The following is a 13,525-nucleotide window of genomic DNA, read 5'->3' on the forward strand; positions in this document are numbered from 1 at the left end:
GCGCGGCTAGTGGGCGGCGGCGTTCTCGACGGGTCGCTGGGCCGACGCCGTTGCCTCGCGCTCCCCGGCCGTCGGCGACAGGGCGACGAACGCCGAGGTGAGGAACAGGTAGGACCCGAGGCCGACGGCGAGGGGGAAGATGAACTGCATCGCCGTGGCCCCGGGCAGGACGTCGGCGGACGGAGTGACCTCCACGCGCACCGCCCACATCGCGGTGTAGTGCATGCTGCTCACCGCTCCGCCCATGACCAGGGAGGCGACGGTGACCGCGATGGGCGACTCGATGTTGAGCGCCGCCCAGAGGGCCGCGGTCGCCGCGGCCACGGCGATCGCGACGGAGAGCGCGACGAGCGCCAGGTCGTAGGTAACGTCGCCGTGCAGCCGCACGGCCGCCATCCCCAGGTAGTGCATGCTCGCGACGCCCAGGCCGGTGGTGAGCCCGCCCAGGAAGAGCGCCCGGGCGCGGTCCCGGCCGTAGCCGACGGCGAAGACCCCGGCGCAGACCACGATCATGGCGACGAGGAGGCTAAGGATCGTCAGTGGCACGTTGTAGCGGATCTCGGTGCCGCTGACGCCGAAGCCGAGCATCGCCACGAAGTGCATGGTCCAGATGCCGGTGCCGATCGCCGACGCCGCGGTGAGGAGCCAGTTGCGGCGGGATCTGCCGGCGGCGCCGAGCGCGCGGACCGTGCAGCGCAGACCGAGGGCGGCGCCGATGCAGGCCATCGCGTACGACAGCACGGGGGTCAGCCAGCCGAAGGTGGCGTGGTCCAGGTGTCCCATGGCTCCGGGACGCTACTGGGGGCACGGGAGCACAAAGGGGGCGCATTTCGAAAGGTGCTGCAATGTGTCGCATATATGCACTGGAACGATCGCCTCCGGCTCGAACGTGCACGTCACTTCCGCCCTCGCGCCGGTGAGAGATCATGCGGAGCATGAGCGACGACCACACACACGTCCAGGAGTTCTTCACACCGCGGGCCGCCGACTGGGACGCCCGGTTCCCCGACGACGGGCCCGCGTTCGCCGCCGCGGTCGCCGAACTCGGCCTGCGCGAGGGTGACCGCGTACTCGACGCCGGGTGCGGCACCGGACGGGCTCTGCCGCCGTTGCGCACCGTGGTGGGGCCCTCCGGAGTGGTGCTCGGGGCCGATCTGACACCCGCCATGCTGGAGGCCGCCGCACGGGCCGGACGGGAGCGCGACGGGCAGTTGCTGGTCGCCGACGTGTCCCGTCTGCCGTTGCGTACGGAGTCGCTGGACGCGGTGTTCGCCGCGGGTCTCATCGCGCACCTTCCGAACCCCGCGGAGAACCTGCGGGAGCTGGCTCGGGTGGTGCGCCAGGGCGGGACACTGGCGCTCTTCCATCCGATCGGCCGAGCCGCGCTCGCCGCCCGCCAAGGGCGGCAGATCACCCCGGACGACCTGCGCGCCGAGGCGAATCTCGGTCCGCTGCTTGCCTGTTCGGGCTGGCGCATGACCTTGTACGTCGACGAGGACGCCCGCTTCCTCGCGCTAGCCGTGCGCGCTTGACCGAGCCCGAACCCGCTCCGGAAACCGCCGCAGAGTCCGGAACATACCGTTCGCGGCGCTTCATCACGCCGGCCCTCTTCTGCGGCCGCAGCTCCGTCTCTACGTTGAGTAGGAACACGCGAACGATCTGAGGTGCCGAGGCGGGGGAAAGGTAGTCCATATGTTCGACAGGCTCAGCAAGTCCTTCGGTAGATTCCTGAACTCGATGCGCGCGGAGACGACCACGCGGGAGGCGAAGCGCACACACAACCTGTTCGAGGCGGCCGCCGCCTACATCTCGGCGTGCGCCGAGGACGATCAGGACCAGATCGACGAGGCCGTGACCTGGGTGTCGCCGGAGGCGCTGTCGTTCGGCGTGAGCGAGCTGGCGTGCCGGGCGGTCATCGCGCTCGCACGGGAGCGCGACGAGTCGCCGCAGACGGTGGCACGATCACTTCTGGGGCTGCCCGCCGCCTGAACGAGTGAGGGCCGTCGGTCGATCCCCCCCTGCCCATCGGATACTCGCAGCTCCGGATGGGGTTCACTCTCGTGACAAGCGCCCGCCGGGCGCATTAGGGTGCGCCGACGGACGAGCGAGAGCGATGGGAGGCCGTCATGGCCGGGACGGACGACGACGCCGTCACCGCCGGGGACGACGACGCACTGTATGTGCTAACGGCGGTGCTGCTCACGCCCGCGAACTTCCCCAGCGTGCTGGGCGACGACTATCCGGAGGCCTGCGCGGCCCTCGGCCTCGCCCCACTCGCCGACGGGTACGGGATCGTGCTGGGCCAGGACGGCGACGGCGCTCGGTGGACGGTGGTGGTCGACGACGTGTCCCTGGTCGCCGTGGCCATCGCGTCGTGGGACTGCGGTATGGAGTACGACCTGTCGCCCGACGAGAACTCGGTCGTGGCGGCACTGCCCGGCTGGCCGCTCGCGGTGGCCGTCGCGGCGCCGGATGTGCCCGCGCCGCACGACCCCGACCCGGAGGTCTCGGACCGGCCGCCGCTGAGCCCGCCGGACACCGGCACCTGGGGTCCCGCCCAGCGGCGTCTGGGCGCCGACGAGATCGCTCTGCAGTGGTCGATGTGGCGGGAGCAGCTCGCCGACGACGCGTTCGCCGGACGGGACGGCACGAGCGAGACGGCGACCGTTGACACGGCGGAGGCAGCAAGCACCCCCTCCGCCGCCGCCGGGAAGGACGAAGCCGCCCCGCGCACAGGTATCCGGCGGGTTCTCGCCGAGGCGCGCGCGTACGTGGAGTCGCCGCCACCGCTCGGGCGCGTCCGCTCCTCGTTCGCCCCGGGTGACGCCCGGACCCTTCGCGCCGACGGCCCCGGCTGGTCGATGGTGGCCAGGACCGACGACATCGCCTTCGTCCTGCTCGACGATGAGCCCGGCGAAGTGCTGCCGGTGGGGCGGGGCCCGGAACTGCCCGGCCTGCTGGAGTCCCTCGACAAGATCGCGGTACGCCCCAACTGAGCCCATTCGTATCGCCGATGTCCATGTGTCTCACCGGCCCGCTTCCGCGGGCCGGTGGCACGTCAGCGGCCGATCTCCTTACGGCCGGCCCGGCGCAGCCTGCGCCGCTGCGAGGGGTCCAGCGCGAGGTACGCGGCGGTGGGGATCCCCAGGACTATCAGGAGATTGGCCCAGAAGGGGAAGGGCAGCAGGATCAGCAGGACAATCCCGATGGCCGCACCCCCCGCGACGATCTTCGTACTCTTCGACATCTCCGTCGCCTCCTTCGCGGCCACTGCCGCTCTCTGTCCTGAAAACGGGCTCGAGCTCCCCGCAGTTCCGGACCCCGACCCTGACGCATCCCTGAGTCGAACCCCCGTACAACCCTGAGATGCCCCGACCACTCACCGGGAAAAGTGTCCTACGTCACCATCTTCGACGCGTACTCAAGGTTTGAGGTGATGTAACCTCAGCGATCCTAGCTGAGTAGTCAAATTTGAGGAGTGCAGTATCTCTGTGCCGACGAACCTCGTGGCAACCCCCGCCGAGATCTTGGAGTCGGCCCGCTGCCGCACCGTCTTCCTGGTCGGGGACCCGGCCCGTAGCGGCCGCATCGCTTTCTGGCAGTCGGACGGCTCGGCGCCGCCGCTGGTCGCGCACGGCTCGGCCGAGGAGCTGACGGTGATCCTGCCCGGCGACGAGGGCGTCGAGCAGGTGATCGTGCCCGCCGTGTCGCTCCCGGTGCGCGCCGCGCTGCCGGTGCTCACGCGCGCGCGTGGCGCGACGGACGCGCACCGGTCGACGGCGTTCTGGGGTGCGGCCGCGGTGCTGGCGCTCCAACTCGCCGCGCGGGGACTGCTGCTGCCCGGTGTGACGGCGAGCGGCCATGACGCCTGGCGGGCGGGCCCGCTCCGGGCCGAGGATCTGGACCGGGTCCGCGAGCTGGCCGCCGCGATGCCACCCGAGGCGCACGCGACGCCGGTGGACGGCGCCGTACCGCCACGCCTGCCCGAACCGGAGCGGCTGCTGCGTGGCTTCCTCGACGCGGTCATGGACTCGCTGCCCCGCTCCCCCGCCGCGAGCGTCGCGGCAGGCGGCCCGGTCTTCGCCGTACGAGAGCCGCAGTACGTGCCCGAGCAGCGCGCCTGGGCCGCCGAGGTCGCCGCCGGGCACGATGCGGGGGTCCAGGTCTCACTGCGGGTGGAGGTCCCGGCGCTGGCGTCGGCCGGGGCCGACGAGGCGGACGGGGTGGCATTGTCGTTCCGTGCCGTCCCGCAGGTGCACAGTGTGAGCGACCCGGCGCTGGTCGCGGACGCCTCCGCCGTGTGGGCCGGCGCCGCGGATCTCGGCCCGCGCGCGCGGATGGACGCCCTGCTGGCGCTGCGCCGCGCGGCCCGCGCCTGGGCCCCGCTCGCACCGCTGCTCTCGGCCGCCGCGCCGGACGCCGTGGCACTCGCCGACGAGGAGGTCACCGAGCTGCTCGGAGAGGGCGCCCGGATGCTGGCGGCGGCCGGCATCGATGTGCACTGGCCCAAAGAACTGGCCCGCGAGTTGACCGCCCGCGCGGTCATCGGCCCGCCGGACGGCGAACAGGCTCCGGACAGGGCCGCCTCGGACACCCGGTCGTTCCTGTCCGCCGACGCCCTGCTCGCCTTCGACTGGTGGTTCGCGCTGGGCGACCAGCGGCTCACCCGACAGGAACTGGATCTGCTCGCGGAGGCGAACCGCCCGATGGTGCGGCTGCGCGACCAGTGGGTCCTGGTCGACCCGGAGGAGATCCGGCACGCCCGTGCGCAGCAGGACCGCAAAGTCTCGCCCGTCGACGCCCTCAGCGCCGCTCTGACGGGCTCCACGGAGGTCGACGGCCGAATGGTCGAGGTACTGCCCACCGGGTGGCTGGCGACGCTGCGGGAGCGTCTGGCGGACCCGGAGGGGCAGGAGCCGGTCGGGCAGCCGTCCGGACTCGCCGCGACACTGCGGGACTACCAGTTGCGGGGCCTCGCCTGGCTGGCCCGGATGACCTCCCTGGGGCTGGGCGGCTGTCTGGCCGACGACATGGGGCTCGGCAAGACGATCACTCTGATCGCCCTGCATCTGCACCGGCAGTCCGATGCGTCTTCTTCGGGCCCGACGCTCGTGGTCTGTCCGGCCTCGCTGATGGGCAACTGGCAGCGGGAGATCGAGAAGTTCGCGCCCGGTGTGCCGGTGCGGCGCTTCCACGGCTCCCGGCGCAGCCTGGACGGGCTCGCCGACGGGGAGTTCGTCCTCACCACGTACGGCACGATGCGGCTCGACGCGGCACAGCTCGCCCATGTGCCCTGGGGCATGGTCGTGGCGGACGAGGCGCAGCACGTGAAGAACTCTTACTCCACCACAGCGAGGGAACTGCGCACCATCGGGGCACGCGCGCGCGTGGCGCTCACCGGCACGCCCGTGGAGAACAACCTGTCCGAGCTGTGGGCGATCCTCGACTGGACGACTCCGGGCCTGCTCGGCAGGCTCGGCACCTTCCGCACCCGCTACGCACAGGCGGTCGAGGGCAGCCGGGATCCCGCCGCGGCGGAGCGCCTGTCCCGTCTCGTACGGCCGTTCCTGCTGCGCCGCCGCAAGTCGGACCCGGGCATCGCGCCGGAACTCCCGCCGAAGACGGAGACCGACCATGCCGTGTCGCTGACCAGAGAACAGGTGGGGCTGTACGAGGCGTTGGTCCGCGAAACCATGGCGGCGATCGCCGCGGCGGACGGCATGGAACGGCGTGGACTGATCATGAAGCTCCTGACGGGGCTGAAGCAGATCTGCAACCACCCGGCGCAGTTCCTCAAGGAGGAGCGGCCTCGGATCCCCGGCAGATCGGGGAAGTTGGAGCTGCTGGACGAACTGCTGGACACCATCCTCTCCGAGGGGGCGAGCGTTCTGGTGTTCACGCAGTACGTGCGGATGGCGCGGCTCCTGGAGCGCCATCTGGCCGCACGCGGTGTGCCGACACGCTTCCTGCACGGGGGAACGCCGATCCCCGAGCGCGAGGCGATGGTCGATCGCTTCCAGGACGGCGAAGTGCCGGTCTTCCTGTTGTCCTTGAAGGCCGCCGGCACGGGCCTGAACCTGACGCGGGCCGAGCACGTCGTGCACTACGACCGCTGGTGGAACCCGGCCGTAGAGGCGCAGGCCACGGACCGGGCGTACCGCATCGGTCAGACGCGGCCGGTGCAGGTGCACCGGCTGATCACGGAGGGCACCATCGAGGACCGCATCGCGGACATGCTGCTGCGTAAGCGGGAGTTGGCCGAGGCGGTGCTCGGTGCCGGTGACACGGCGCTCACCGAGCTGTCCGACGCCGAACTGGCCGATCTCGTGGAGCTTCGAGGGGACGCGTGATGACGGAACGCACCGGAAATGACGACGAACGTACGTTCGCGGCGCTGGCGCCCGTACACGGGCGGGGTTTCGCGCAGACGTGGTGGGGCCGGGCCTGGTTGAAGGCGCTGGAGGACGCGGCGCTGGACGGGGAGCAGGTGAAGGCGGGGCGCAGGCTCGCGCGCGCGGGAGCCGTGGGCGCGGTGTCGGTGCGCCCCGGGCGGGTCACGGCCGTCGTCCAGGATCGCGACGGCACCGGCCATCGCGCCGATGTCCTGCTCCAGGAGCTGTCCGAGGACCACTGGGACCGCTTCCTGGGTATGGCGGTCGAGCGGGCCGGGCACATCGCCGCCCTGCTCGACCGCGAGATGCCGACCCATCTGGTCGAGGACGCCGCGACAGCCGGAGTCGAACTGCTGCCCGGGCTGGGTGATCTGGAGGCGTCGTGCGACTGCGGCGCCTGGGACCACTGCGGGCACACCGCGGCCCTCTGCTACCAGGTGGCACGACTGCTGGACCAGGACCCCTTCGTCCTGCTGCTGGTGCGGGGCCGCGCGGAGCACACTCTCCTGGACGAGCTCCAGATGCGCGGCACAGCCCCGGCGGCGGATGAGCGGATGGCACCGGAAGGTCTCCAGAGCGGCCTGGACGCCGCCGAGGCGTACGCGGCCGGGGACATCCTTCCCCCGCTCCCCGAGCCGCCTCTGCTCCCCGCGGAGCCCGCTCTGGCGCCGTCTCTGGGCACGGAGGCCCCGCCGGCGCCCGGCGTGGACGCGGCCGCGCTGGAGTTCCTGATGGCACAGACCGCCCGGGAGGCGTACCGGATGCTGGCTGAGGCTCTCCGGCACGGTCATGGGCAACAGCCATTGGACGACGAGTTGACGCTCCGCCAGGACGCGGTGCGGCTGGCCGCCGGTGATCCTGGGCCGAGCATCGAGGGGCGGCTCTCCCAGGGGGCCGGGAACGACCGGGAAGGGCTGGCACTCGCGGTCCGCGCCTGGCGGTACGGCGGGGTGGCCGCGCTCGCCGTACTCGACGAGGAATGGCACGTACAGGCGGAATCGCTCGCCCGCGCGCGTGCGGCTCTGGACGCGGCCTGGGACGCGGACGAGCGGCCCCCGCTGCGTTTCGCGCACAACCGCTGGACCGTGATCGGCGGCTCGTCCCAGCTGCGCCTCGGCGGGGACGGCCGCTGGTGGCCCTACCGCAAGGAGCGGGGCCGCTGGGCACCTGCGGGTCCGGCGGCCCACGATCCGGCCACGGCGCTGGCATCGGCCGACACCGACGCGGACGCCTGAGGCTTGCCCTGGGCGGGCCCGGATGCCGTACGCGCGCGTGAGTGTCATGCCGTGCAACGGTCCACGCGCGCGTGCGGCCCACTTACGCCAACGGCTCGGCTAGCTTGCGCTCGCCGGCCATGTGGGCGGCGAGGCCGCAGGTCACCTTGTCGATGCCGATGTCTTGTTCAGGGCATTCCGGCGCCGACCGGGGCCGGGAAGAGCGAGTCGAAGTCGCTGGGAAACTCGCTCGGCAGCTCGCTGGGGAACCCCGAAGGCAGTGATGGGAGGTCGCTGGGCAGCTGGGACGGGAGGCTGAGGGACGGGGTGGGCGTAGGGCTCGTGCCGCCGCTCGTCCCGCCCGGCGGTTTCTCGTCCGGCGCTCCATCGCCCCCGGACTCCACCAGCACCACGGCGGTGACGACACCCACGGCGATGATCATGGCCAGCACGATGAGCAGGACGTTGCGTCGCCCGCCGGGCGGAGGACCTTCGGGCGGATCGGGTGGCTGCCGGCCCCCGCCCTGCCCCGGGGGCTGGTAACCACTGCTGCCCTGCGACGGCGGTCCGAAGCCTCCGGGCGGTGGTGTGTAGACCCCGGTCGGGTCGCCCGGCGGCGGTCCGAACCCGCCGCCGTTCGACGGCGGTGGGCCATCCGGCGGCCGAGGAGGCTGGGACGGTATCGGCGGTATGCCCATACCGACCAGAGTCGCCGCGATCCGGTCAAGAGGCGAGCCCCATGCGGGAGTTGATACGACTCATGCCATGGATCGCATGATTCCGGAGATTTCCGCGCGGAACAGGCCGACGAAGGAAGACGAAGAAACAGGAGTCGGCCAGTACGGGCGGAGGCCCCTGCCGCCGCGACGGAAAGGGCCTCCCACGCGCGCGTGATCAGCCGCGCGCACCCAGCAGGTGGTCCATCGCCAGCTGGTCGAGCTGCTCGAACGCCATGCCACGAGCGGCGGCGGCCTCGGCGTCGAAGTCCTCGAAGGCCGTACGGTCGGCGAGCAGGGCCTTGAGGCCGTCGGCGGCCGTGGGCTGCGCCAACTGGTCCAGACGCGCGGCGCGCAGGGCCTCCTGGACCGCCGGGTCCGCGCGGAAGGCGGCCGCACGCTCCTTGAGGATGAGGTAGTTGCGCATGCAGCCCGCGGCCGAAGCCCACACGCCGTCGAAGTCCTCGGTGCGCGGCGGCTTGAAGTCGAAGTGCTTCGGGCCCGCGTAACCGGCGCTCTCCAGGAGGTCGACCAGCCAGAACGCCGAGCGCAGGTCGCCCGCGCCGAAGCGGAGGTCCTGGTCGTACTTGATGCCGGACTGGCCGTTGAGGTCGATGTGGAAGAGCTTGCCCGCCCACAGGGCCTGGGCGATGCCGTGCGGGAAGTTCAGCCCGGCCATCTGCTCGTGACCGACCTCGGGGTTGACGCCGTACAGCTCGGGGCGCTCCAGGCGCTCGATGAAGGCCAGGGCGTGGCCGACCGTGGGGAGCAGGATGTCGCCGCGCGGCTCGTTGGGCTTGGGCTCGATGGCGAACTTCAGGTCGTAGCCCTGGGAGATCACGTACTCGCCGAGGAGGTCGAAGGCCTCCTTCATCCGGTCGAGCGCGTCCCGGACGTCCTTGGCGGCACCGGACTCGGCGCCCTCGCGGCCGCCCCAGGCGACGTAGATCTTGGCACCCAGTTCGACCGCCAGGTCGATGTTGCGGATCGTCTTGCGCAGCGCGTACCGGCGTACGTCGCGGTCGTTGGCGGTGAACGCGCCGTCCTTGAAGACGGGGTGCGTGAAGAGGTTGGTGGTGGCCATCGGCACGGTCATGCCGGTCGTGTCGAGGGCCGCGCGGAAGCGCTTGATGTGCCCCTCGCGCTCACTGTCCGAGGACCCGAAGGGGATCAGGTCGTCGTCGTGGAAGGTCACACCGTAGGCGCCCAGTTCCGCCAGACGCTGCACGGACTCAACGGGGTCGAGGGCACGCCGCGTGGCGTCGCCGAACGGGTCCCTTCCCTGCCAGCCGACGGTCCACAGGCCGAAGGTGAACCTGTCGTCGGGGGTGGGCTGGTAGTTCATGCCGCGGCTCCTTGTGCTCCGACTATTTCGTCATGGCGATTTACAAATTAGTATGCGGACGCGTCTCTGGGAAGACAAGATGTCGCCGGACGGAGACGCCGGCCGCGTCAGCGGCAGTCACGAGCCGTGTGAGAGGGAGAGCCCGATGTCAGCAGCCGAGGGTCCACTCGTCGTCGGTGTGGACTCGTCCACACAGTCCACCAAGGCCCTGGTCGTCGACGTGTCGACCGGACGGGTGGTGGCGAGCGGGCAGGCGTCGCACACCGTGTCCTCAGGGGTGGGCCGCGAGAGTGATCCCCGGCAGTGGTGGGACGCGCTGTGCGAGGCGCTGCACCAGTGCGGGGAGGCGGCACGCGAGGCCGCGGCGGTGTCGATCGGCAGCCAGCAGCACGGCCTCGTCACCCTGGACGCCCAGGGCGAGCCGGTCCGCCCGGCCCTGCTGTGGAACGACGTGCGCTCGGCGCCGCAGGCGAGCCGCCTGGTGGAGGAACTGGGTGGCGCGAAGGCCTGGGCCGAGCGCGCCGGCAGTGTGCCGGGCCCGTCCTTCACCGTGACGAAGTGGGCGTGGCTGGCCGAGAACGAGCCCGAGGCCGTCCGCGCGACCGCCGCCGTACGTCTGCCACACGACTACCTCACCGAGCGGCTCACCGGTCAGGGCACGACCGATCGCGGCGACGCCTCCGGGACGGGGTGGTGGGCCTCGGCGACCGAGGCGTACGACGCGGAGGTCCTCGCCCATGTGGGCCTGGACCCGGCGCTGCTGCCCCGCGTGGTCCGGCCGGGCGAGGTCGCCGGAACCGTGCGGGACGCCCATGGCCTGCCGTTCTCCAAGGGCACCCTGGTCGCCGCCGGCACGGGTGACAACGCGGCCGCCGCGCTGGGGCTCGGGCTGCGCTCCGGCACCCCGGTGCTGAGCCTCGGCACCTCGGGCACGGTGTACGCCGTCTCCGAGCGTCGCCCCGTCGATCCGACCGGCACGGTGGCGGGCTTCGCCGACGCGCACGGGGACTGGCTGCCGCTGGCCTGCACGCTGAACTGCACGCAGGCCGTCGACCGCATCGCCGCGCTGCTGGGCCTGGACCGGGAGGCCGTGGAGCCGGGCGCGGGCGTCACTCTGCTCCCCTACCTGGACGGCGAGCGCACCCCGGCCCTGCCTCATGCCTCGGGCCTGTTGCACGGGCTGCGCCACGACACGACCGGCGGACAGCTGCTTCAGGCCGCGTACGACGGTGCCGTGCACTCACTGCTCGGCGCCCTCGATCTGGTGCTCGACGCGGACGCGGACACCTCCACGCCGCTGCTGCTCATCGGTGGCGGCGCGCGGGGCACCGCGTGGCAGCAGACCGTACGACGGCTGTCGGGGCGGGCCGTGCAGGTTCCCGAGGCCAAGGAACTGGTCGCGTTGGGTGCCGCCGCGCAGGCCGCCGGGCTGCTCACCGGCGAGGACCCGGCGGCGGTCGCCCGGCGCTGGGGCACCGCCCACGGGCCGGTGCTGGAGGCCGTGGAGCGGGACGAGGAGACCCTGGCCAGGATCTCCGGAGTGCTTTCCGACGCGGCTCCGCTGCTGGAACGCGGGCCGGGCGGCAGCTGACGAGGCAACGGGTGCCGAGGAGGCGGAAGGTCCGAGGAGGCAGGAGGGTGTCCGAAGTGGGAAAATCCGATTCCGGCATGATCTACAGGACACCCACCAGGGCACACCGACAGGAGCCGAGGGAGGCATGACCGCACCACTGCACGAGGCCCGCCCGAGCGGTCCCGGTCGAGGCCTGCCCGACAACCAGCAGGGAATGCGCCGCCGCAACCTCTCCCGCGTCCTGCACACCGTCAACGCGGAGGGCCCGCTGTCCCGGGCCGCCGTCGCCTCGCGCATCGGCCTGACCCGGGCCGCCGTGTCGACGCTGGTGGATGAGCTGATCCGCTCGGGGCTCCTGGAGGAGTTGGGGCCCGAGCGACCCGGCCGGGTCGGGCGACCCGGTTCGGCGCTCGCCCTCAGCGGGCGCGGTCCCGCCGGAATCGGGGCGGAGATCGGTGTCGACCATCTCGCGGTGTGTGCCGTGGATCTGCGTGGTGAGGTACGGGCGCGGGCCGTGCGGCACGGCACCAACCGCGGCCGGTCGCCCGAGCCGGTCATCGACGAGCTGACCGCTCTCGTCCGGCAGGTCATAGCCGAGGCGGCGGGCGAGGGCCTGTGGCCGGCGGGCCTCGCGGTCGCCGTGCCCGGGCTGGTGGCGCGCGACGCCCGGACCGTGGTCCGCGCCCCCAACCTCGACTGGCACGGCACCGACCTCGGTGCCCTGCTGCCCGGCGATCTCCCGCTGACCGTGGACAACGAGGCCAATTTCGGCAGCCTCGCCGAACTCTGGCTCGGCGACAGCACTCCGCCCGACTTCCTGCACGTCTCGGCGGAGATCGGCATCGGTGGCGCCGTGGTCGTGGACGGCCGGCTGCTGCGCGGCACGCGCGGTTTCGCGGGCGAGTTGGGGCATGTGCCCGTTCGGCCGGAGGGCCCCGACTGTGCGTGCGGGGGACGCGGCTGTCTGGAGCAGTACGCCGGTGAGGAGGCCGTGCTGCGGGCGGCCGGGCTGGAACCGGGCGAGGCCCGTGTCGAGTTCCTCGCCGAGCGGGCGGCCGCCGGTGACAAGGATGTACACCGGGCCCTGCGGGGCGCCGGTACCGCGCTCGGCATCGCGCTGACCGGCGCGGTCAATCTGCTGGACCCGCAGACCGTCGTCCTGGGCGGCGCGCTGGCCGCCCTCGCGCCCTGGCTGCTTCCCTCGCTGGAACGGGAGTTGGCGCGACGGACAGCCGGGCCGGCGTGTGCCGTGACTGTGTCGCGGCTGGGCTCCGAGGGGCCGCTGCTCGGTGCGGCGCATTCGGTGGTGCGGGGGGTGCTGGACGATCCGGCGACGGCCGGAGTGCGTGCGTGAGCGGGAGATCCCGCCTCCCGGTTCATGGGGCGATGCACAGGATCGCGCCGTCACTCGCCTCTTGTGGGTGACGAACTCCCTCTTGTGGGTGACGAAGTTATCCACAACGGCCTGCCTGTCCACCGATTTCCACGGGCTCAGACGGCCCGATCGGTAATCGCCGTACCGTGATCCACGTGAGGCGCAGCCATTCGACCTGCGGATGCGTCTTCGCATACGACACCCGAGGCCCTGTCGACATGATCGACACGGTCGACCTCGTCCCTTGGCGGAACGGAGCTGTGCGGCCATGAGCGACATGGAGCGAGCCAGACGGTTGCCGAGCAGGCGACGGCTGCTGCAGGGCACCGCCCTCGCCGCGATCCCCTACGCGCTGCTCCCGAACCCCCGGGCCGGCGCCCACTCACCGCCCACCGACTACACGCACGCCCGGTGGGAGCCCGCGAGTCCGGCCAACTACACCGCGGCCGACCGCCCGACCGGCCGGCCCGTCGACCTGGTGATCATCCACGTGACCCAAACGACGTACAAGAACACCCTGCCCGTCTTCTGGAACCCGGCGAAGCAGGTGTCCGCGCACTACGTGCTCCGGTCCGCCGACGGGCGGGTCACCCAGTGTGTCCGGGAGCGTGACATCGCCTGGCACGCGGGCAACTGGGACTACAACGCGCGGAGCATAGGCATCGAGCACGAGGGCTGGGTGGACCGGCCCGAGTACTTCACCGGTGCCATGTACGCGCAGTCGGCGGCACTGACCGCGGCGATCTGCGACAGGCATGGCATACCGAAGGACCGCGCCCACATCATCGGCCACCACGAGGTACCGGGCACCGACCACACCGATCCCGGGCCGCATTGGGACTGGGCCCGCTACATACGACTGGTCAACGCCGTCTCAGGCTGAGGCGGGACGGCGGGCACCCGGTGGCGT

The 13,525-nt window shown here is 72.0% G+C and carries 12 protein-coding genes; 8 read left to right on the top strand and 4 right to left on the bottom strand.

Annotated elements, in window-relative coordinates:
* Window positions 1-6 precede the first annotated feature (6 nt).
* Window positions 7-783 (bottom strand): MHYT domain-containing protein, encoded by a 777-nt coding sequence (locus tag I8N67_RS22345; protein WP_200304948.1) that lies wholly within the window; start codon window positions 781-783, stop codon window positions 7-9.
* Between the two features lie 152 nt (window positions 784-935).
* Here I8N67_RS22345 and I8N67_RS22350 point away from each other — a divergent pair, with 152 nt between their 5' ends.
* From I8N67_RS22350 to I8N67_RS22360, 3 genes are all read left to right on the top strand, one after another.
* Entirely contained in the window at window positions 936-1,532 is a 597-nt protein-coding gene (locus I8N67_RS22350; RefSeq protein WP_200304949.1) for a class I SAM-dependent methyltransferase, read from the top strand.
* A 160-nt stretch (window positions 1,533-1,692) separates the two neighbouring features.
* Entirely contained in the window at window positions 1,693-1,989 is a 297-nt protein-coding gene (locus I8N67_RS22355) for a hypothetical protein (protein ID WP_200304950.1), read from the top strand.
* Between the two features lie 137 nt (window positions 1,990-2,126).
* Window positions 2,127-2,996 (top strand): hypothetical protein, encoded by an 870-nt coding sequence (locus I8N67_RS22360; RefSeq protein ID WP_200304951.1) that lies wholly within the window; start codon window positions 2,127-2,129, stop codon window positions 2,994-2,996.
* A 62-nt stretch (window positions 2,997-3,058) separates the two neighbouring features.
* On the opposite strand, the gene I8N67_RS22365 is transcribed toward I8N67_RS22360, so the two are convergent.
* Window positions 3,059-3,247: a tail-anchor membrane protein gene (locus I8N67_RS22365; RefSeq protein ID WP_234046094.1), complete on the bottom strand. Its 189-nt coding sequence runs from the start codon at window positions 3,245-3,247 to the stop codon at window positions 3,059-3,061.
* Window positions 3,248-3,491: 244 nt separating this feature from the next.
* On the opposite strand from I8N67_RS22365, the gene I8N67_RS22370 reads away from it, so the two are divergent.
* Both I8N67_RS22370 and I8N67_RS22375 read left to right on the top strand, forming a co-directional pair.
* Entirely contained in the window at window positions 3,492-6,350 is a 2,859-nt protein-coding gene (locus tag I8N67_RS22370; RefSeq protein WP_200304953.1) for an SCO1167/SCO6262 family helicase, read from the top strand.
* Complete coding sequence (locus tag I8N67_RS22375) at window positions 6,350-7,627, top strand: SWF or SNF family helicase (RefSeq protein ID WP_200304954.1); 1,278 nt, start codon at window positions 6,350-6,352, stop codon at window positions 7,625-7,627. Before I8N67_RS22370 ends, I8N67_RS22375 begins: the two co-directional genes overlap by 1 nt.
* 167 nt (window positions 7,628-7,794) lie before the next feature.
* On the opposite strand, the gene I8N67_RS22380 is transcribed toward I8N67_RS22375, so the two are convergent.
* Both I8N67_RS22380 and xylA read right to left on the bottom strand, forming a co-directional pair.
* The gene (locus I8N67_RS22380) at window positions 7,795-8,049 is read right to left on the bottom strand and encodes a hypothetical protein (RefSeq protein ID WP_200304955.1); all 255 of its coding nucleotides are present in this window, start codon (window positions 8,047-8,049) and stop codon (window positions 7,795-7,797) included.
* Between the two features lie 451 nt (window positions 8,050-8,500).
* Complete coding sequence (xylA, locus tag I8N67_RS22385; RefSeq protein WP_200304956.1) at window positions 8,501-9,667, bottom strand: xylose isomerase; 1,167 nt, start codon at window positions 9,665-9,667, stop codon at window positions 8,501-8,503.
* 145 nt (window positions 9,668-9,812) lie between these two features.
* On the opposite strand from xylA, the gene xylB reads away from it, so the two are divergent.
* The 3 genes from xylB (at window position 9,813) to I8N67_RS22400 (ending at window position 13,498) form a co-directional block, all read left to right on the top strand.
* Window positions 9,813-11,258, top strand: coding sequence for a xylulokinase (gene xylB / locus I8N67_RS22390; RefSeq protein ID WP_200304957.1), 1,446 nt, complete (start codon window positions 9,813-9,815; stop codon window positions 11,256-11,258).
* Window positions 11,259-11,385: 127 nt separating this feature from the next.
* Complete coding sequence (locus tag I8N67_RS22395) at window positions 11,386-12,594, top strand: ROK family transcriptional regulator (protein ID WP_200304958.1); 1,209 nt, start codon at window positions 11,386-11,388, stop codon at window positions 12,592-12,594.
* A 298-nt stretch (window positions 12,595-12,892) separates the two neighbouring features.
* Window positions 12,893-13,498, top strand: coding sequence for an N-acetylmuramoyl-L-alanine amidase (locus tag I8N67_RS22400; RefSeq protein WP_200304965.1), 606 nt, complete (start codon window positions 12,893-12,895; stop codon window positions 13,496-13,498).
* Window positions 13,499-13,525 lie beyond the last annotated feature (27 nt).

This window comes from Streptomyces adelaidensis (assembly GCF_016598475.1).
GTDB classification, from domain to species: Bacteria; Actinomycetota; Actinomycetes; order Streptomycetales; family Streptomycetaceae; genus Streptomyces; species Streptomyces adelaidensis.